Annotated in this window: 19 protein-coding genes and 2 pseudogenes; 10 read left to right on the top strand and 11 right to left on the bottom strand. The window is 41.0% G+C overall.

All coding sequences use genetic code 11. The features are described 5' to 3' along the window. Window positions 1-6: 6 nt before the first annotated feature. The 6 genes from AB9N12_RS10660 to rpsF all read right to left on the bottom strand — a co-directional run bounded on the left by AB9N12_RS10660 (window position 7) and on the right by rpsF (window position 5,681). The gene (locus tag AB9N12_RS10660; protein ID WP_369892020.1) at window positions 7-1,494 is read right to left on the bottom strand and encodes a Gfo/Idh/MocA family oxidoreductase; all 1,488 of its coding nucleotides are present in this window, start codon (window positions 1,492-1,494) and stop codon (window positions 7-9) included. Window positions 1,495-1,498: 4 nt separating this feature from the next. After that, window positions 1,499-2,620 (bottom strand): Gfo/Idh/MocA family protein, encoded by a 1,122-nt coding sequence (locus AB9N12_RS10655; RefSeq protein ID WP_369892019.1) that lies wholly within the window; start codon window positions 2,618-2,620, stop codon window positions 1,499-1,501. A 238-nt stretch (window positions 2,621-2,858) separates the two neighbouring features. Continuing rightward, window positions 2,859-4,523, bottom strand: coding sequence for a DUF6377 domain-containing protein (locus AB9N12_RS10650; protein WP_369892017.1), 1,665 nt, complete (start codon window positions 4,521-4,523; stop codon window positions 2,859-2,861). Window positions 4,524-4,603: 80 nt separating this feature from the next. After that, a complete protein-coding gene (gene rplI / locus AB9N12_RS10645) occupies window positions 4,604-5,047 on the bottom strand; it encodes a 50S ribosomal protein L9 (RefSeq protein WP_369892016.1) in 444 nt (147 codons plus the stop codon). A 14-nt stretch (window positions 5,048-5,061) separates the two neighbouring features. After that, complete coding sequence (gene rpsR / locus AB9N12_RS10640; RefSeq protein ID WP_004307964.1) at window positions 5,062-5,334, bottom strand: 30S ribosomal protein S18; 273 nt, start codon at window positions 5,332-5,334, stop codon at window positions 5,062-5,064. A 2-nt stretch (window positions 5,335-5,336) separates the two neighbouring features. Next, complete coding sequence (gene rpsF, locus AB9N12_RS10635) at window positions 5,337-5,681, bottom strand: 30S ribosomal protein S6 (RefSeq protein WP_369892014.1); 345 nt, start codon at window positions 5,679-5,681, stop codon at window positions 5,337-5,339. A gap of 156 nt (window positions 5,682-5,837) precedes the next feature. On the opposite strand from rpsF, the gene AB9N12_RS10630 reads away from it, so the two are divergent. Both AB9N12_RS10630 and AB9N12_RS10625 read left to right on the top strand, forming a co-directional pair. Next, window positions 5,838-6,284 (top strand): MarR family winged helix-turn-helix transcriptional regulator, encoded by a 447-nt coding sequence (locus tag AB9N12_RS10630; protein WP_369892012.1) that lies wholly within the window; start codon window positions 5,838-5,840, stop codon window positions 6,282-6,284. A gap of 140 nt (window positions 6,285-6,424) precedes the next feature. After that, window positions 6,425-6,601, top strand: a complete 177-nt coding sequence (locus tag AB9N12_RS10625) for a hypothetical protein (protein WP_369892010.1) — start codon at window positions 6,425-6,427, stop codon at window positions 6,599-6,601. A gap of 77 nt (window positions 6,602-6,678) precedes the next feature. Here AB9N12_RS10625 and AB9N12_RS10620 read toward each other — a convergent pair whose 3' ends face one another. The 3 genes from AB9N12_RS10620 to AB9N12_RS10610 form a co-directional block, all read right to left on the bottom strand. After that, window positions 6,679-7,380 carry a response regulator transcription factor gene (locus AB9N12_RS10620; RefSeq protein WP_308747056.1) on the bottom strand — a complete coding sequence of 234 codons (702 nt, stop codon included), beginning with the start codon at window positions 7,378-7,380 and terminating at the stop codon, window positions 6,679-6,681. Window position 7,381: 1 nt separating this feature from the next. Then, window positions 7,382-8,938 carry a sensor histidine kinase gene (locus AB9N12_RS10615; RefSeq protein WP_369892008.1) on the bottom strand — a complete coding sequence of 519 codons (1,557 nt, stop codon included), beginning with the start codon at window positions 8,936-8,938 and terminating at the stop codon, window positions 7,382-7,384. 344 nt (window positions 8,939-9,282) lie between these two features. Continuing rightward, the gene (locus tag AB9N12_RS10610; RefSeq protein ID WP_369892006.1) at window positions 9,283-11,439 is read right to left on the bottom strand and encodes an elongation factor G; all 2,157 of its coding nucleotides are present in this window, start codon (window positions 11,437-11,439) and stop codon (window positions 9,283-9,285) included. Window positions 11,440-11,743: 304 nt separating this feature from the next. Between AB9N12_RS10610 and hemW the strand changes: the two genes are divergently transcribed. From hemW to AB9N12_RS10585, 5 genes are all read left to right on the top strand, one after another. Then, complete coding sequence (gene hemW, locus AB9N12_RS10605; protein WP_369892005.1) at window positions 11,744-12,874, top strand: radical SAM family heme chaperone HemW; 1,131 nt, start codon at window positions 11,744-11,746, stop codon at window positions 12,872-12,874. A 19-nt stretch (window positions 12,875-12,893) separates the two neighbouring features. Continuing rightward, window positions 12,894-13,448, top strand: a complete 555-nt coding sequence (locus AB9N12_RS10600) for an RNA polymerase sigma-70 factor (protein ID WP_369892003.1) — start codon at window positions 12,894-12,896, stop codon at window positions 13,446-13,448. A 91-nt stretch (window positions 13,449-13,539) separates the two neighbouring features. Continuing rightward, window positions 13,540-14,424, top strand: coding sequence for a FecR family protein (locus AB9N12_RS10595; protein WP_369892002.1), 885 nt, complete (start codon window positions 13,540-13,542; stop codon window positions 14,422-14,424). Then, a complete protein-coding gene (locus AB9N12_RS10590) occupies window positions 14,421-17,075 on the top strand; it encodes a TonB-dependent receptor domain-containing protein (RefSeq protein ID WP_369892000.1) in 2,655 nt (884 codons plus the stop codon). The genes AB9N12_RS10595 and AB9N12_RS10590 overlap by 4 nt, the downstream gene beginning before the upstream one ends. Window positions 17,076-17,082: 7 nt before the next feature. Continuing rightward, window positions 17,083-18,081 carry a DUF4249 domain-containing protein gene (locus tag AB9N12_RS10585; RefSeq protein WP_369892862.1) on the top strand — a complete coding sequence of 333 codons (999 nt, stop codon included), beginning with the start codon at window positions 17,083-17,085 and terminating at the stop codon, window positions 18,079-18,081. Between the two features lie 38 nt (window positions 18,082-18,119). Here AB9N12_RS10585 and AB9N12_RS10580 read toward each other — a convergent pair whose 3' ends face one another. Further along, complete coding sequence (locus tag AB9N12_RS10580) at window positions 18,120-19,184, bottom strand: DUF2027 domain-containing protein (protein ID WP_369891998.1); 1,065 nt, start codon at window positions 19,182-19,184, stop codon at window positions 18,120-18,122. Window positions 19,185-19,267: 83 nt separating this feature from the next. On the opposite strand from AB9N12_RS10580, the pseudogene AB9N12_RS10575 reads away from it, so the two are divergent. Then, window positions 19,268-19,372: pseudogene (locus tag AB9N12_RS10575) on the top strand (HAD family hydrolase); the annotation flags it as partial. A 12-nt stretch (window positions 19,373-19,384) separates the two neighbouring features. Here AB9N12_RS10575 and AB9N12_RS10570 read toward each other — a convergent pair. Beyond that, window positions 19,385-19,674, bottom strand: a pseudogene (locus AB9N12_RS10570) (response regulator transcription factor); the annotation flags it as partial. 10 nt (window positions 19,675-19,684) lie between these two features. On the opposite strand from AB9N12_RS10570, the gene AB9N12_RS10565 reads away from it, so the two are divergent. Then, window positions 19,685-19,822 carry a hypothetical protein gene (locus AB9N12_RS10565; protein ID WP_369891996.1) on the top strand — a complete coding sequence of 46 codons (138 nt, stop codon included), beginning with the start codon at window positions 19,685-19,687 and terminating at the stop codon, window positions 19,820-19,822. Window positions 19,823-19,866: 44 nt separating this feature from the next. Then, window positions 19,867-21,096, top strand: coding sequence for a 3-phosphoshikimate 1-carboxyvinyltransferase (gene aroA / locus AB9N12_RS10560; protein ID WP_369892861.1), 1,230 nt, complete (start codon window positions 19,867-19,869; stop codon window positions 21,094-21,096). The last annotated feature ends 11 nt before the right edge of the window (window positions 21,097-21,107 follow it).

Here is a 21,107-nt window from a genome sequence, read left to right as displayed (position 1 = left end):
TTTAATTTACCTCGGCATATCAGGCAGTCTCCAGCCTTCACGATAATTATGTTTCACCAATTCTGCAGCAAACTGTTTTGCATTAACCGGATCAGTCCATGTCTTGTCAAATGTCGGATGACCATCATGAATCTTGAATCCGTCTTTGATAACGGTACGGATCGTTTCGTTATCACCGATATTCGTAAAGCACATATTGGCCCCGTCCCATTCAAGAGTTTTATTCAGAGCTTGCAAACGAATAGCCAATACCCCCATTGCCACCATTTCATTCATCGGTCCGGCTTCTGAGAAGTCAGATTTAGTCATGATACGATTAGATTTATCTTCTTTACATGCACGTACCCAATCCATCTCGTGACCACCATTCATAGCATTGGGAACACGACGACATACCTTAGGTGCATTCGGTTTACGCCCGGAAAGCAACCAAGGATTCTGTCCATAGCATCCGCAAATCAAGGTATCTTTCGTCCCGTGGAAAATAGTCAAACCACCGCCACTCTGCATTAATTGTTTTCCTTCAGGGAATCCTTTCGGACGTTCAGGCATCATACCGCCATCGTACCAGTGTACTTCCACTTCAGGCATTGCTACTTTAGGCATATTATCACGAGCCGGGAAAATCATCTTCACATGCTGTGCCTGTGGAGCACAAGCGTTCAACAATAAGGTTGACGATCCTTCCACTTTAATAGGATATTTCAAATTCAATGCTCTAAAGGGCTGATGCAAGATATGACAAGCCATATCACCCAGTGCACCGGTTCCGTAATCCCACCATCCGCGCCAATTCCAAGGATGATAGATAGCGTTGTAAGGATTCATTTTAGCAGGACCTGTGAATAAATCCCAGTTCAACGTGCTAGGAATTTTATCAGCCTTTTCAGGAACATTTAATCCTTGAGGCCAAATAGGACGATCTGTCGCACATTCGACTTTAGTCACATCACCGATTTCTCCATTCCAGATCCATTCGCAAACCAAATCAGTTCCTTCATCCGAAGAACCCTGATTACCCATTTGGGTAACAACGCCCGTTGAAGCAGCCAGTTTTGTCAACAAACGAGATTCATAAACAGAATGAGTTAACGGCTTCTGACAATATACATGTTTTCCCATTGTCATTGCATCAGCAGTGATAATAGCATGAGTATGGTCGGCAGTTGCAATAATCACACCGTCGATAGATTTACCCATTTCATCATACATCTTACGATAATCCCAGTACTTTTTAGCACGGGGAAATTCGTCGAACACACCTTTTGCATACTTCCAGTCCACATCACAAAGAGCCACAATGTTTTCAGTGCCCTTCACATGATTAATGTTGGCATGTCCCATACCACCGATACCCACAGCTGCAAGATTCAACTTGTCAGTAGGCGAGATATGCCCATGGCTCATACCTAAAATAGTACTGGGAGCAATGGTAATACCTGCTAAAGCAGCCGCTCCCGTTTTGAGAAATTTTCTCCTCGAAATGTTTGACATGATTTTATTTATTTAAGGGGTTAATAATTTTTGGAAGGTTGCCATGCAACAATCCATATCCATTTTTCATATTTCTTCTCCGCTCACGTATTTGCTCTAAAGTAGTCAAATTACCGATAGCGGGCAAATCGTGTTTGCGTGTATCTTTTAAGAATGTCCACGCATATTCGGATGCAATGGCCGAATCGCGCATCAATGGTAAGCGTGGACTGCGCTTTCCGGTTTCAACCGAATCAGCAAACAAGTCGCACAGCACATCTATATTCTTGCCACCAAAAGGCTTCTCCACACGAAGGGTTTGATTGACCCCGTGCAGGTCGACAACCGCGGTTTTGAAGTCATGCGTCATACGCACAACTCCCTTCGTTCCTATAATATCTACATACGAATTGTGTGTTTGGTCTTTAGATAATTGTCCATAAACAAAACCCTGGGTAATATCAAAAACTACACCGTTTTGAAAAGTTCCATGACATTGCACCCACCAGGGATCCTTGTAGTTCCACATGTTCACCCCCTGCGCATTCCATGTCCTATAATCACATCCTGCATACCAACGGGTGATATCTACATAATGCATTCCACAATCGTGAAAAGCAGGTCCCTCATACTCATGGCCTTCGCCTGGTGCCAGACCGGGAGTCATATGACAAATACGGATAATAGCCAGTTCGCCGATTTCTCCCTGCCGGATATACTCCTTCATTAAATTATGATACCAGGAATTCCGCAGATACAGGTTTACCGTAGAAATGAGATTCGAGTTTTCTGTCATCTCCACCACCTTCCACTCATTTTCCATTGTATCTGCGATAGGTTTTTCTGAAATAATGTGTTTGCCGTAACGAATAGCCTTTTCTATTTGTCCCATCCGCGAGTCAGCCAAAGTGAAAAGCCCGACAACCTGCACACTTTCATCCTCAAAAATCTTTTGATTATCTTCTACTATAAGCGACTCCGGAGATAACTTCTTGGCCAACTGACGTGATTCCGGATCGGTATCACAAATATAAGCAATATCCCATCGCCCACTTTTTGTCATCGCTTCCCAGTAGAATCTTCCCATCCTACCGAAACCGATAATTCCCACTTTAATTCTCGCGTCTATTGAAGATTGCGTGTTCATAAATAAAACATAGTGAATTTAAGTACAAATAATAGATAAAGTATCAGTTCTCATCACCAAGCTGATGAGTAAAAAACTGATATTGCAAATCTAGCCAAATAAATAACGGCTTATTTGACTTATACTACTTTATGTAGATAATAAATTTATATTTCACATTATTAATCAATGACTTAACACTTTAAGTATATCAAAAAAATGTAGACGATTTGGAAAGGGGCCAGCACTAAAATAACAATTATGTCTCTTGAGTTGAACTAATTCTCATAATCTCATTTTCAAATTCATCTCTGTCGACAGCAGCTTTATTTCTCATCTTTGTGCGATAATTATAAACCGTACTTGTAGAGCACCGGAGGAAGTTCGCTATCTTCCCACTATCCGTAATACCCAAGCGCAATAAAGCATAGATACGAAGTTCCCTATTCAATAAAGCATTCGGTTTTAAAACAATTTTCTCTTCATCTTTCAATAAAGCATTAAAGTCTGAAACAAAAGTGGGATACAAACCTAAAAAGACCTTATCAAAGCGAACATACAGTGCCTTAAGCTCTTCATCAATCAGCACAGACGATTTCAGCTTCTTAATCAATTCGTCATAGTATTTATTAATGGCTATTTTATAGAGCATATTCTGATATTTCTCCATTTTGTGAATATAGCTAAAGCACACATCGAAGAATTCAGCTATATAATATTCCTTTATGCTATTCATCTCGCACAACTGATTATTGGCATCGTTCAGCTGAGTGTTCATACTGTTCAGCTTATTGTTCAACCGCAAAAGTTCCTCATTACTCTGTGCCAATGCTTGCTTTATCTTCAAAGTCTTCTTCATCTGAATATAGATGAAAACCACAAGCAGAATCAGTAGAAAAAGAATAATACTTGTAGAGATAAGAAAAGTAGTCAGATGAGATCTTGATTTAGCCTGTTCTGCTTGGTAGGCTGTGTTGATAATAGAATTAAATTTATAAATTTCGATGGCACGGAAGTGAATGCCGGAAGAGATTACATCGTCAATAGCAGACTGTGTAAATTTAAATGCATCAGCCAAATTCTTCTCTTCGTATTGTATCAACGCAAGAGATTGCAGAGAAGCATTTTCACGCGTCGCATTCCGGATATCGGCAATCGCCGACAACATTAAATATTTTTTTTCGTCATCATATTTCTTCTGATGCCGACACAATCTGGAATACGAATGGGTAATCATGGCATAATTAGGCGTCCCGACTTCCTCAATATCTAATAATTCCTTAAAGATTTCCTTCGATTTTAACGTATCACGCCAAATATAATAAGAAGCCTGAGACATTCGATAATCCCAGGAAGTATGGTCAATGAGAGCAAACAGCGAATCCTGATAAGCAGCCTGCTGCTTGCCATACAGATTATTGGCGACAGAAATCGAATAATGCCCCCAAAAGCTAGAATAAGTTTGATAGTAGTTTATTAATAAATCTCTGGGAAGCTCTGAAGTCTTTATACTTTTCAAAATGATTTCCGCTTCGCGGAACCTCCCACACATCGAATACAAAAGACTGAGATGTAAAGACGACTGGTTAGTGAAATAAGGTCTATTCAACTGACGGGAAATTTCAATATTGCGATCAACATAATGGATGGCTGAATCGATATGAAACTTTTTATACTCGCTGTATAACCGTAGATTGATTTTATACTCTTGTTCAAGAGTCAAACCGGGACTCTTTAGCATACATTTTATCCCGTTAATCCTCGCCTCTTTCTTTTGAACAAAGACATGCTTTTCATCTATCACTCTACGCAAAGAGTCCGTCAATAATTTCAACTCTTCATTCGCATACAGGACACTGCCAATTCCCAAAGCAATCAGCAGAAGCAAAGACCTCTTCTTCAGAAAACAACAGTTGAATTTCATAATGGTAATACAAAGATAACCAAAAAAGCGATTCATTCATTCAGAACAAATCGCTTTTTGTATATGAAGTAAATTTGCTCTTATTCAGCAACTACTTCGAAAGGAATTTCTACCGAAACTTCCTTATGAAGCTTAACAATAGCTTTGTAACTACCAACTTCTTTCACAGCATCTTTTACAACGATGATCTTTCTGTCAACTTCATGTCCGAGTTTAGACAAAGCATCAGCAATCTGAATGCTACCAACAGAACCGAAGATAGTACCGGTTGAGCTAACCTTAGTTGCGATAGTCAAAGAAACACCTTCCAACTTAGCAGCCATAGCCTCAGCATCTTTCTTGATTTTCTCAAGTTTGTGAGCACGCTGTTTCAGTTCTTCAGCCAACATTTTCTTTGCAGAAGGAGAAGCGATGACAGCTTTTCCAGTCGGGATCAAATAATTACGACCGTATCCGGATTTCACGTTTACGATATCGTTCTTATAACCCAAGTTTACTACGTCTTCTTTCAATATAATTTCCATACTTTTCCTCCTTCTTATTTCATCATGTCAGTTACATAAGGCAGCAATGCCAAGTGACGGGCTCTCTTCACAGCCTGCGCAATACGACGTTGGAACTTCAAAGAAGTACCTGTAATACGACGCGGAAGGATTTTTCCCTGCTCATTCAAGAATTTCTTCAAGAATTCAGGATCTTTGTAGTCGATATACTTAATACCACTCTTTTTGAAACGGCAGTATTTTTTCTTCTTAACATCTACTGACGGTGGAGTCAAATATCTGATTTCTGATTGAACTTGTTGTGCCATGATTAATCCTCCTTTTTGTTTGATTTAACACTTCTTCTCTTTGCAGCGTATTCAGCAGCATACTTATCCATCTTGAAAGTCAAGAAACGGATGACACGTTCATCACGACGGAAATTAATTTCCAACTTGTCAATTACAGCAGGATCTGCATTGAACTCAATCAGTTGATAAAAACCTGTAGACTTTTTCTGAATAGGGTATGCCAACTTCTTCAGTCCCCAGTTTTCTTCATTGATAATCTCAGCACCTTCAGCTTGAAGAACGCCTTTGAATTTTTCTACCGCTTCCTTCATCTGAACATCAGACAAAACGGGAGTTAAAATGAAAACGGTTTCGTATTGATTCATACTTCGTTTAATTAAATAAATTATTTGATTTTAAATGCGGGTGCAAAGTTAGACATTTTATTTTGAACTACAAATATTTAATCTTTTTTTATATCCTAAGATAGGATTTATCGGGGAAGTGACTTAACTTTGCAAAGTTGTTTAAACAATAATTTCATGATAGAGCAATTTAATTTCGACATCCGCCTTATATTCGCCATATTAAATGGCAAAGTTTCCGCAGCAATCAACCGGAAGCTATACCGTAACTTTCGCCACAATGGACTGGAAATCAGTCCAGAGCAATGGACGGTACTCATTTTTCTGTGGGAAAAAGACGGTGTTACACAACAAGAGTTGTGTAATGCAACTTTTAAAGATAAACCCAGCATGACCCGTTTGATAGATAATATGGAACGGCAGCATCTTGTTGTGCGCATTTCCGATAAAAAAGATCGCCGTACCAATCTGATTCATTTGACTAAAGACGGAAAAGAACTGGAAGAAAAAGCGCGTGTCATTGCCGGACAGACCCTGAAAGAAGCCCTTCATGGTATCACTCTTGACGAATTGAGCATTGGCCAGGAGGTGCTGAAAAAAGTATTCTACAATACAAAAGATTAGACAAAGAAATATTTCTTCAAATCATAAAATCCACTAAATCGTACATTTATAATGGAATTTTTATCCAAATAATTTCGCCCGTTAAAGAATTATGCTTTAATTTGTGACTGGAATATTATAATCTATTAAAATACACACACATGAAAGGCTTATTAAAGAACTTAGGATTGATATTAATCTTGGTCGGAGTAGTCATCCTGCTGGCTTGTTCCTTTACAGGAAATGTAAATAACAACGCCATTCTGGGTACTTCAGTAATACTTGTAGTATTGGGACTCATTTCTTATATTGTTATCAATAAGAAGATCGCTGATTAATTTCGCAGAAATCAATAAAAAATCCCGGAAACCAATGTTTCCGGGATTTTTTATTGGAAGCCACCTTGACGCAATAATTAAGATTCAACTTCCGGAGTAATCAGCTTATAGCCTTTTCCGTGAATATTAATAATCTCGATTGAATCATCTTCTTTCAGATGTTTACGCAATTTCGTGATGTACACATCCATACTACGAGCATTGAAATAGTTATCATCGATCCAGATTGTCTTCAAGGCAAAATCACGCTGCAGAATCTCATTGGCATGTGCACAAAGCAACCCAAGCAGTTCAGACTCTTTAGTAGTCAATTTAGTCTGTTTCCCTTCTGATGCCAGAATTTGCTTCTGAGTATCGAAAGTAAACTTACCAATCTTATAGATATTGCTTTCTTTGTTCTTCTTGCCACGAACACGTCTCAAGATTGCTTCAATTCTGAAAGTCAGTTCTTCCATACTAAACGGTTTGGTGATATAATCATCCGCACCGATTTTAAATCCTTCCAAAATATCTTCTTTCAGCGTTTTAGCAGTCAGGAATATGATAGGAATTTCAGCATTTGCTGCACGGACATCCTGTGCCAACGTGAAGCCATCTTTTTTAGGCATCATTACATCAAACACACACAAGTCATATTTATTCTTCAAGAAAGCCTTATAACCGGCTTCTCCATCAGGATATAACTCAGCAGAATAACCTTTTGCCTGTAAATATTCTCTTAAAAGCATGCCAAGATTTTCGTCATCCTCGCACAATAAAATACGCAGTTTCTCGTCCATATCAATTGTTTTTTAATAAAGGTAATGCAATAATAAATTTAGTTCCCACGTTCAGGTCACTTTCCGCCCGAATGGTTCCCTTATGATCCAATATTATTTTTCTCACATAAGCCAATCCCAGTCCAAAGCCCTTCACATCGTGCAGATTACCCGTATGCACACGATAGAACTTTTCAAATATCTTTTTCAGGTTCTCCTTTTTGATACCAATACCATTATCCTGTATCGAAATCATCAGTTTACCCGATTCATTCCACGTTCTCACTTTCAGTTCCAGCTCCTCTTCCGGTTTCTTATATTTCACCGCGTTATCCATCAGATTAAAGATTACATTTGTAATATGCATCTCATCTGCAAATATAACAGGATCGGTAGCCTCAAGGTTCGATGTTATTTTACCATTGTACCGCTCCACTTTCAAAGTAAAGGTATTGACAACTCCGGCAATCAACTCATTCGCATCAATCTCCTTCATCTTCAAAGTTGCTTTCTGACGTTCGAACATCGACATCTGGAGCACCTTTTCCACCTGAAAGCGTAAACGCTTGGTTTCATCATTAATCACTCCCGATATATGTTGGAACATCTGCGGAGATTTTCCCACCGCCGGATCTTTCAACATCTGGGCTGCTAATGAAATAGTAGATATCGGTGTTTTAAATTCATGCGTCATATTGTTGATAAAGTCATTTTTCATCTCCGTCAATTTCTTTTGCCGGAATACGATATAAATCGTAAAGATGAATGTCACTAACAACACCAGTGTAAATATCAACGACGGGATCATGAAACTGATCGAGTCAAAGATATAATCTTTCTTACCCGGAAAGTGTACTTTCAATATGCTCATTTTTGCAGGCGGATCATTCTTGAACAATGCCTGCTGATAAGCGTCTTCACTTCCCTTTGCCTCATAATCCGCGCAACGATAAACCTCCCTACCGTCTTTGTCAATCACCGTAAAGTGATAAGGCAAGTCTATACTATTATTATACAGGCTCGATTTCAAATAGTCATCCAGTTCCTTGAACCGAACCCTGTCACCAATCGATTTGTCACTTCCCCAATAAATCATCTGCCAAGCCACTTCATCGAGTAATGCCCGCTGATACATATACCTGTTTTTAATAGCTTCCACCAATGAACGCGAAGTTTCCGGAATGGTCTTTGTTCCTCTGTAAGGAGAAATCATAGCTTTCGGGAGCTCGGATGGTTTAGTAGTCATCACTTTCAGTTCGAAATCCGAATACATCTTTCCATCTTTAGACTTCACCGTGAAACGCTGCGTCTGCTGAATCAAGTTATCTTTTTGTATGGAAGCATTATTCGCAATCAGCGCTTTTCTTTCCGCTTCTGAAATATCCTCGATCAACCAACGTCTGGTCTCTGCATATTCCACATCCTTGGAAACCTGATCCAGACTATTGCGCACAGCCGAATCAAATTGTTCCTTACGGGTTTTTATCATTTCCTCTATATAACTTACCTGCAAATATAGCAGACTAAGAAAGGAAAGCCCCATTACAATACTTAATATCCAAATTGTTGACTTCTTCATAGCAACAAAATTAACACTCCCTAATTAACACTCCTAATGTATTAACTTGATTTAACCGGAACTTCCCGGAAATTAACCGTAAAGAGCTATTTAGGTCGTATTCTGATTACTACAACAATAAAATCCCTTCTTTGGTTTGCAAATTTAATAAAAAATTAAATATTCACCTTACGTTTTTCCATTTTTATTAATCATAGTTAAACAAAAACTGTCCCCTTTTACTTAAAAAAGAGAACAGTTTTAACTTTTTAGTCGATAGCAACTACCTAACAAAATGATAAATACAGATATTATGGAGATATTACAAATATTACTATCAATGAGCTATCAACTATCATTTATCTTTATTCTTCAGTTTGTTTAGCCTCAAACTCCTTCATCAACTTATCCTGAACATCCGCCGGAACAAGCTCATAGCTAGAGAACTTCATAATGAATGAAGCGCGTCCCCCCGTAAGCGAGCTAAGCGCAGTAGAATAAGATGACATTTCTTTCAAAGGTACTTTAGCAACCAGTTTCTCAAAACCTTTCTCGCTACTCATACCCATAATCATGGCACGACGCCCCTGAAGATCACTCATCACATCCCCCATCTTGTCGGACGGAACAAACACTTCCACATCATAAATCGGTTCCAGAATTTTCGGACCAGCATTTTTGAAGGCTTCGCTAAAGGCATTACGTCCGGCAAGCATAAAGGAGATTTCATTGGAATCCACCGGATGCATCTTACCATCGTAAACAATGACACGTACGTCACGTGCATATGATCCCGTCAACGGACCTTGCTCCATACGGGACATAATACCCTTCATAATGGCAGGCAAGAAGCGGGCGTCAATAGCACCACCGACGATACTGTTGACAAACACCAGTTTACCCCCCCATTCCAATGGTATCTCTTCCGTACCTTTTACAGTAATCTTAAATTCCTGTCCATTGAATTTATAAGTATCAGGCACAGGCATACCTTCTTTATAAGGCTCTACGATCAGGTGAACTTCACCGAACTGACCGGCACCACCGGACTGTTTCTTATGACGATAATCGGCACGAGCAGCTTTTGTAATTGTTTCACGATACGGAATCTTCGGTTCTTCGTATTTCACCGGAAGTTTTTCGTTATTTTCCAAACGCCATTTCAATGTACGAAGATGGAATTCTCCCTGTCCGTGTACCAAAGTCTGTTTCAACTCCTTTGACTGTTCGATCACCCAAGTAGGATCTTCCTCACGCATACGGTTCAGAATACTCATCATCTTTTCCACATCCGATTCATTCACCGGCTTGATGGCACGGGTATATTTAGAATTCGGATATTTGATAAAGTTGAATTTATAGCCGCAATCCTTACCGTTCAGTGTATTACCGGTTTTCACATCTTTCAGTTTCACAGCAGCACCGATATCACCGGCTTGCAACTCTTCCACCTTGATGCGGTTACCACCGGCTACCACATAAATTTGTGCAATACGCTCCTTCGAACCACGGTCGGCATTCAGCAAGTCGTCTCCTTCATGAACTTTACCGCTCATTACCTTAAAATAAGAAACCTCACCGATATGCGGCTCCACGCTGGTCTTGAAGAAATAAAGAGATTCCGGTCCGTTAGTATCCGGAGCCACCTCTTTACCTTCGATATTCCGTACCTTCGGCATTTCAGAAACAAAAGGTACAACGTTACCCAAGAATTCCATCAAGCGGCGAACGCCCATATCCTTACCTCCACAAACGCAGAATACAGGGAACATACCTCTGGCGATTAATCCCTTACGGATACCTTCGCGCATTTCATCTTCTGTAAGAGAATCTTGTTCAAAGAATTTCTCCATCAAATTTTCATCATTCTCGGCAGCAGCTTCCACCAATGCTTTGTGCATCTCCATGGCCTTATCCATTTCTTCTGCCGGAATATCTTCGATTGTCGGAGCCCCTCCTTCGGGTTTCCACGAATATTTCTTCATCAACAGCACGTCAATCAGCGCATTAAAGCCCGGACCGGTAGCTATTGGATATTGGATAGGAACAACTTTAGAGCCATAAGCCTCTTTCAGCTGTTCAAGGATATTATCATAATCGCATTTTTCATTATCAAGCTGGTTAACTAGAAAAATAACGGGTTTATTCAGTTTTTCTGTATAACGGAAATGATTTTGCGTACCGACTTCGACACCGTATTGGCCATTAAGAAGAATGATTGCTGTGTCGGTCACATTTAATGCAGTTACTGTACTGCCTACGAAGTCGTCCGATCCCGGACAGTCAATAATATTAAGCTTTTTGTTATTCCATTCTACATGGAGAACAGTGGAGAAAACGGAGTAACCATACTCTTGTTCAACAGGAAAATAATCGCTAACTGTATTTTTTGCAGCAACAGATCCGCGACGTTTTATAACACCACTCTCGAAAAGCATCGCTTCCACGAGAGTGGTTTTCCCAGAGCCAGAACTTCCCAACAAGGCTATGTTCTTGATTTCATTAGTCTGATATACTTTCATAATATATAAGATTTTAGTAATAACTCAGTATGTTTCTCGCATACCATTAATTTTGTGATGCGCAAATTAGGGATTAATTGGGGGAAAAACAACACTTACGACGGTGTTACTAAACAATGTTATGTAACACATCTTTAACATAAATATTTTTTGCTCGCTCATAATTCAATTTCCACACAGCTCTCTGTCCAACAGTATGCATGCACATGCATTGCTTCATAAGAATGATTTCAATCAATAAGTTCTTTTGTTATATCTGATAATAATCTTACTTTTACAGCCGCAAAACTCTAACAGCACAGTTATGGCAGGTATCTATCTCCACATTCCTTTTTGCAAAACACGCTGCATCTACTGCGATTTTTACTCAACCACTCGCAGCGACCTCAAGCCCCGTTATGTGCGGGCTCTTTGCCAAGAATTGGTTATGCGAAAGACATATCTGAAAGAAGAAGCCATAGAGACTGTTTATTTCGGCGGTGGAACTCCGTCTCAACTGGAAAAGGAAGATTTCGAGCAGATATTTGATACAATCCGAGAGCACTACGGATTGAAATATTGCCGGGAAATTACTCTGGAAGCCAATCCGGATGACTTATCACAGGAATATTTGGAAATGCTTTCTTCGCTTCCTTTCAACCGTCTTAGCATGGGAATACAGACTTTTGATGATGCCACACTCAAACTATTGAGACGTCGTCACAATGCCCGTACAGCCATCGAAGCTATCGACAGATGCCGGAGAGCCGGTTTTCAAAATATAAGCATCGATCTTATCTACGGATTACCGGGAGAAACCAAAGAACGATGGGAGAACGATCTTCGCCAAGCTGTCAGCCTGGACGTGGAGCATATTTCCGCTTACCATCTGATTTACGAGGAAGATACACCTATATATAATATGTTAAAACAGCATCAGATATCGGAGGTGGACGAAGGTTCCAGTTTAGATTTTTTCACGTTACTGATAGAGCATCTGCAGAAAGCGGGATTCGAACATTACGAAATTTCGAATTTCTGCCGCCCGGGCAAGTACTCCCGTCACAACAGTTCTTATTGGAAAGGAATAGCTTATCTGGGGTGCGGACCGTCGGCACATTCTTTTGACGGAATGACACGGGAATGGAATGTTTCTTCCATCGATACATATATAAAAGGCATAGAGGAAAACAACCGTGCTTTTGAAATAGAGTATCTGGACCAGACGACCCGCTACAATGAATTTATTATCACGACCATACGTACTGTATGGGGGACACCTATGGAAAAGCTGAAACAGATGTTCGGCAATGAGATGTGGGAATATTGCCAGAGAATGGCTGCACCTTATCTGAAAAATGGGAAACTGAAAGAATACGATGGATCCTTACGCTTGACTCGTGAAGGAATTTTCATCTCCGACAGTATAATGAGTGATTTACTTTGGGTAGATTAACAAAACAAACAGCAAGACGATGACCGAATCAGAAGTTAGAAAGTTATTGCGGCAAATGAAAGAACTGGATTCGCAAACTGCTTTCCGGGACTTTTACAACATGACTTACGACCGCCTCTTCCGCATTGCCTACTACTATGTGAAACAGGAAGAATGGTCGCAGGAGATCGTTCTCGATGTATTCCTGAAACTATGGAAACAGCGTAGCAATTTACTTGATGTGAGAAACATTGAAGATTATTGTTTCATTCTCGTCAAAAATGCTTCGCTCAATTATCTGGAAAAAGAATCAAAGCACAGCTTCATCCGTCCCGATTTCCTACCGGAACCACAGGAACAGAGCTATTCGCCGGAAGAATCACTCATCAGTGAAGAATTGTTTGCTCTTTACGTAAAAGCACTCGACCGGCTTCCGGGACGTTGCAGGGAAGTATTCATTCGCATCCGCGAAGAAAAACAGAGTTACACACAGGTAGCGGAGGAGTTAGGTATCAGCACGAACACAGTGGACGCCCAACTTCAGAAAGCAATCACGCGATTAAAAGAGATGATTGGCCGGGCTGACATAGATTAACAATCTTTCAGAAAAGAAGCGTAGGGAGTTTCTGTCCCCCTCCGGTCTTTATTTGCAAATAAGTCAGTCAATCACTAAAAAGACAGAAAAAATGAAATTTACCGATACGGAATTAGAAGAGATACTGCACAAACTCGTCGCTTCCTCGCGTTCACCGCGAGGGCGGTTCTCAGCAACAGCCAGTTACCCGAAACTGGAGAAAAGACTGAAGTCACATATCCGGCGTCTGACGCTGATGCGTACCTTCTCGACAGCAGCGGCAGTAGCTCTACTTTGCCTATCGGTGTGGACAGCCTATTTATATATGCAACCAACTACCATACAAACGATTTCCACCTTGGCAGAGACACGCACGGTCTGTCTTCCCGACGGTAGTACAGTGACACTCAACCATTACTCTTCACTTTCTTATCCGGAAAAGTTCAAATCGGACAAACGGGAAGTGGAACTAAATGGAGAGGCTTATTTTGAAGTAAGTAAGGAGAAGGAACATCCGTTCATCGTGCAAACTGAAACGATAGACATTCAGGTGCTGGGAACTCATTTCAACGTGAATGCCTATCCTGACAATCCAAACGTAAAGACAACGTTATTGACAGGTTCGGTGGCAGTCAGTAATAAAAACAAATCAGTTCGTATGATTTTGAAGCCGAACGAAATTGCCATATATAATAAGGTGGAAGCAAAACTCATTCGCAAAGTTCTGGCAAATGCAGAAGATGAAATCTCCTGGCGACACGGAGAATTTATATTCGAAGATCTGCCTTTGCTGGAGATTGCTCGTAAACTGTCCAACTCATTCGGAACGAGTATCCATATAGCAGACACAGCTTTGCAAAATTACCGAATCACAGCAAGATTCCGCAATGGAGAAAATCTGGAAACTATTTTATCTGTATTACATAATGCCGGTTATTTCAACTACTCATTAAACAATAAACAGATTATCATTACTACTAAAACAGACTTAAAATGAAAACTATTCACCAAGTCCACCTGCCTGTCAGAACCATTGTTCTGATAGGGGTGGCGCTTCTCATCACCATGCAAATATATGCACAAAATACGAAAGCCCGGCTTTCGCTGACATTGCGAAACGCCACGCTAAAAGAATTCGTCAAGCAGATAGAAAACTCAACCGGTTACTCCTTTATATACAGCGAAGAAATCAATATCAAACATAGAATCAACCTGAAAGTTAAAGAAAAGCCCCTGCACGAGATACTTGATATTGTATTCAAGAATGAAACAATCAGTTACCAGTTTTCCAACCGCTATATCCTGCTTCAAAAGAAGAAAGAATCAAAAACCGTAGGCCGTAAGTATACTATCAGCGGATATGTCACAGACGGAACGTCCTCTGAGACGTTGATTGGAACAAATATCTTTGAGAGTCATCAAAATCAGGGCACCACCACCAATCCTTACGGTTTTTACAGCATCACTCTACCTGAAGGAGAAACCAATCTGTGTTTCTCCTATCTGGGTTATGCCACAGAGACGCATCAATTTATGCTCTCGCAAGATACATTACTCAATATCCGTATGCAGGGAAACACGCAGTTACAGGAGGTAGTGATCATTTCCGATAAAACTGAAACGGGAACCGCAGCTACCCAGATGGGTTCTATTGACATTCCGATGACACAGATTAAAAATACACCGAGCATACTGGGAGAGGCAGATGTCATGAAGGCTATCCAGCTGATGCCTGGCGTACAAGCAGGAGTAGATGGTTCAGCCGGACTGTATATACGTGGCGGCAGTCCGGATCAAAATCTAATTCTACTGGATGGAACTCCTGTATACAATGTAGACCACATGTTCGGATTCTTTTCGGTTTTTACTCCCGAGGCCGTCAAAAAGGTAACATTATTCAAAAGTTCCTTTCCGGCACGTTTCGGCGGACGACTTTCTTCCGTCATTGATGTCCGTACCAATGACGGAGACATGCAGAAATACCACGGTACGCTTAGCATCGGATTACTAACCAGCAAAATCAATCTGGAAGGTCCGATTGTGAAAGGGAAAACCGCTTTTAATATTTCCGCCAGACGTTCGTATCTCGACCTCATCGCCAAGCCATTTATGCCGGATGATGAAGAATATGGTTATTACTTTTATGACATCAATGCCAAAATCAATCATAAATTCTCCGACCGGAGTCGTATCTATCTAAGCGTTTACAACGGGAAAGATCATTTTGCCGCCAATTATGATGGAGATACTGACTCCAAGGATGGAAGTAGAATGAATTGGGGAAACACCATTGTTTCCGCCAGATGGAACTATATATTCAACAACCGTCTGTTCAGCAACACAACGGTCTCTTACAACAACTATTTATTCGACGTCAACTCATACAACAACAATAAATATGCCAACAGTACGGGAGTCCCGATCACCAACCGATATTCAGCCGATTATCGTTCGGGAATCAATGATTGGAGCTATCAGATCGATTTCGACTATAATCCGTCTCCCACACACCACATTAAATTTGGTACAGGCTATATCCATCATCGATTCCGTCCGGAGGTCATGACATCCAAAATCTCCGAAGAAACAGGAGACAAAGTAGATCGCGACACCACTTACCACAGCATCGCCAACAGCCGGATTTACGGGCATGAGCTATCGGCTTATCTGGAAGACAACATCAAGGTAAATGACCGTCTGCGTCTGAATCTCGGATTACACTTCTCCTTGTTTCAGGTACAGAAACAGAGTTATTCTTCTTTGCAGCCACGAGTTTCCGCCCGTTATCAACTAGGGAAAGACGTAACTCTGAAAGCCTCTTATACGCAAATGAGTCAATATGTACATCTATTATCATCCATGCCAATCGCAATGCCTACCGACTTATGGGTTCCCGTGACTAAAAAAATTAAACCGATGCGCTCTCACCAATATTCATTAGGCGGATACTATACGGGAATCGAAGGATGGGAATTCTCGGTAGAAGGCTATTATAAGGATATGTACAACGTACTGGAATATAAGGAAGGGGTCAGCTTCTTCGGTTCGTCCGCCGGATGGGAAAATAAAGTGGAAATGGGCAAGGGACGCTCGACAGGTATTGAGTTTATGGTGCAGAAGAGACTTGGGAGAACGACGGGGTGGTTATCCTATACTTTGTCCAAAAGTGACCGTCAGTTTGCCAAAGGCGGTATCAACAACGGTGAACGGTTTCCGTATAAATATGATCGAAGACACAATACCAACCTGACAATCAACCATACATTCAGCGAACGTATCGACATCGGTGCCTCCTGGGTGTTCTATACAGGCGGCACCAGTACGATCCCCGAAGAGAAAACCGCAGTTATCCGCCCCGGTGACGGCACAGGCATGACTCCATCCGCTATCGGAGAAGCCTCGTATGTGGAGCATCGCAATAATTACCGGCTACCAGCCAGTCACCGGTTGAATGTGGGAATCAATTTCAACAAAAAGACCAAACATGGCATGCGTACCTGGAATATCAGCCTGTATAATGCATATAATGCGATGAATCCTACATTTGTATATCGCAGCACCAGCAAAAATGAGCCCTACCGACCAATTATCAAAAAATACACAATACTTCCATTCATACCTTCATTCACTTACACTTATAAATTCTAAACCCATGATGAGAACTCGTATATATGATCCATTTATCCTGTTAATAGCATTACTGACAACAGTATCTTGTGAAAATGAGCTTCCGTTCAGTGTAAAGGACAATCCACCCAAATTAGTAATGAATGCACTCATCAACGCAGATAGTCTGACCAATGTTCTTTACCTCAATTTCACGGGAAGAGAATATGTCACTCATGCAGAAAAAGCCACCGTGGAGGTACGCGTTAACGGACAGTTGTCAGAAAGTCTACGTCCGCTTCCACCCCAAGCGGAAGGAGATATGCAATGCCGCTTCCAGATTTCCAGTAGATTCTCTCCCGGAGATGTGGTACGTATCGACGCCCTCACTGACGACGGGCAATATCACGCGTGGGCTGAAGTTACCGTTCCGCAGCGTCCCCATGAAATAGTCGATATCGATACGGTTACTGTTCCACTGACACAGTATTACTATACACAGAATTATCTCCGATATAGAATCAACATCAAAGATCGCCCCAACGAAAATAATTTCTACCGACTTATCATGGATAAGCAAATGACAGTGAAAGACCATCGTAATGAAATAGACGAATATGTCACTCAAACCATACACCGTTATCATTTTATATCCCGCGAAGATGTGGTATTAACAGACGGACAGCCTACCAACAGCGATGATGAAGATAATGGCATGTTCGACACCGTAAAGAATATATATGGCGTATTCGATGACTCACGATTCAAAAATACATCTTATACCATGACAGTTTACAACCAGACAAATGTTGAGGGGCTTTACCCGTATGGAACGAATGTAAAGATGGATATTGTTGTGCGTCTGTTAAGCATTACAGAAACCGAATATTACTATCTGAAAGCACTCAACCTGACAGATTCCGATGCTTATGACGAGACAATAAACGAACCAATCAAATATCCCGGCAATGTACACGGAGGGCTCGGAATTGTCGGGATCAGTACAGAGACAAGCAAAATCATTCATATAAAAAATCCATGGATATGAAAACTCACTATATAAATGACTGATATATGAGCAAGAGATTATTTAATAGTCACCATCGTAGCGCCAAACCCATATTCCTGAAAAGAAGCATCCTGATAACGGCAATTGCTATATTTCCGTTTCAATTCATCAAGAATGGCCTTCCGAAGCACCCCCTCGCCTTTACCATGAATAAAGACAATCTTCTGTTCACGCTTATTCTTATAGGTTCCCATCACTTCGCGAAACTTATCCAATTGATAATTCAGAATTTCAGCATTACTCATCCCTCGAGTATCATCCAACAAAGAATCAATGTGAAGATCTATTTCAATAATCCCACTCTTTCCGCCATGAGCATGATCTGTCTTTACAATAGGTTGTGACTTGGGCTTATCCGCAGATTTCTTTTGTAACAATGCCATCTGAATCTCTTCTGCCGACACATATACCTGCTTGGCAGGCATATCATCTTTCACGATGTCATAAATCAAAGCCGGTTCTTCAAAATAGACAGAGTCGCCAAATGTATGAAGTTTATAGAACTTCACAGTATCAATCCGTATCTCCACACTGACAGCAGGTTTGATAGCCGCAGGCTTGCCGTCCTTGAAAGCAATCAACTGAACAGTTACCCGTTCCATCTCATTCAGCATATCTTTAGTGAATTCTTCCAGCAACAATTTTGTATTAGGTTCTACCAAACCATGTGAACGGTTCTTCCACGCTTTTCCTTCCGCACTCAAATAAGTGTAATACAAATAATAATTGCTATCATTCACCAGATAAGTTTCAAAAGGAGTAGTCATCATCGCCTTTGCATCTTCGGGCACATAAGCCAGAAACACATTCAACGTATTCCCTCCACGCACCTCCGGTTGACGTTGAATGGCGGGCATCTCCGGTTTTACCGGTTTAGCAGGTTCCTCTTGTTTCGGAGCAGAAGAAGTCGGTTTACGCTTCAAATTATAGTCATCTGTTTCAATCACTACACACTCACGTATCGGCATCGGAATATCAAATCCATCCGCATCTTCCACCAACACAAAATCCTTTCCCTGGAATCCGGTGACGATTCCACCGCCTACCTCACTAAGAAAGCGTACTTTATCTCCTATTTTCATGGTTGTATATCCAATTTAAATTCAAACTCAAAAAACGAGTAACAAAGATAGAGATTTCTATGAAATTAAATGGTGATTCGGTTATAAAACAAATCGCCCCTTCCGAATTTGTCATGGTTAGCAATTCTTTGATGTCAGATATCCAGCCTGTTCTATCACTGGGAGGGTATGGCATACATATTCCTTTTCTCTCTTCTTGATTACAACAGTTTCATCAATTCAGCAGCCCGACACGCCTCTATCGAATTACCTACACAGAGTTTCTCCAAAATATTCCGCCGGTGCCGGTTGACTGTATTCACACTGATATAAAGGGTTATTGCAATCTCTTTACTTGATAGTCCTTTACGTATACAGCGAAGTATCTCCTTTTCACGTTCGGACAATATCTTGCGGTGTTCTTCCGAAAAAAGAGCGTTTCCACTTCTCCACGTTCCATGTGAGTAATGGTAGGATAGATCCCCTGCTCTGCCCATTGGTTACAAGATAATTGTCCTATCATGGTAGGACTGATGGAAGCTTGTCCGGACGGGAAAGGATTCACCGCTACATTCGAAGAGTTTAAAGTGACTCCATTAGCCGATCAACGAAGACTGGAATGGGCCAAGAATCAAAACCTGTTGGAAGTCTCCGAATAAATCTCTACTTTTGTACTCTATAACAAAGAATATATCTAAAAATGATGCTCTACAAACTCATCCCTCCTTCGGTGGTGACAGGAACTATCCAGTTGCCGGCTTCTAAAAGTATCAGCAATCGTGCATTAATCATCAATGCGCTGGGTAAAGGCATTTATCCTCCTAAAAACCTGTCTGATTGTGATGATACACAGGTGATGATAAAAGCTCTCAATGAAGGGAAAGAGATGATTGACATCATGGCTGCAGGCACTGCTATGCGTTTCCTTACCGCCTATTTGAGTGTCACTCCGGGAGAACGGACCCTCACAGGAACAGCACGTATGCAACAACGCCCGATACAGATATTAGTCAATGCGCTTCGGGAGTTAGGAGCTGAAATAGCTTATATCAACAAGGAAGGGTATCCTCCCCTACGTATCAAAGGGACGGAGCTGAAAGGAAATGAAATAACACTGAAAGGAAATGTCAGTTCCCAATATATATCAGCTTTGCTGATGATAGGTCCAGTACTCAAAGACGGTTTGACGTTACATTTGAGCGGGGAGATTATTTCCCGTCCATATATTAATCTTACATTGCAACTGATGCAGGACTTCGGAGCCAAAGCCACATGGACTTCTCCAAACCGTATTTCCGTTGCTCCACAACTCTATCAGAGCCTTCCTTTCAAAGTGGAAAGTGACTGGAGCGCCGCTTCCTATTGGTACCAGATTGCTGCCCTATCTCCCAAAGCAGAAATTGAGTTGTTAGGACTGTTCCGTAACAGCTATCAGGGTGATAGCCGGGGGGCAGAAGTCTTCTCACGCCTAGGTATAACTACCGAATTTACACCGCAAGGTGTGAAACTGAAAAAGACAGGTAAAGCACCGGAAAAGCTGGAAGAGAACTTGGTCGATATTCCGGACCTGGCACAAACGTTTGTCGTTACTTGTGCCTTGCTGAATATTCCTTTCCGTTTCACAGGATTACAAAGTCTGAAAATAAAAGAGACTGATCGTATTACCGCATTGTGCACCGAGCTTAAAAAGCTGGGATATGTTATTGAAGAAGAAAATGACAGCGTATTAATGTGGAACGGCGAACGATGCGAACCGGAAGAAACTCCCGTAATTGCAACATACGAAGACCATCGCATGGCAATGGCATTTGCTCCGGCAGTTATCTATCATCCTAATTTGCTCATTGCCGATCCGCAGGTTGTTACTAAATCATACCCCGGCTACTGGGAAGATTTGAAGCAGGTGGGATTTCAAGTGATAAACGAAGGGTAGATAAGACTGTA

Source organism: Bacteroides sp. AN502(2024) (assembly GCF_041227145.1).
Taxonomy (GTDB): Bacteria; Bacteroidota; Bacteroidia; order Bacteroidales; family Bacteroidaceae; genus Bacteroides.
This window is presented reverse-complemented; position numbering and strand designations above follow the sequence as displayed.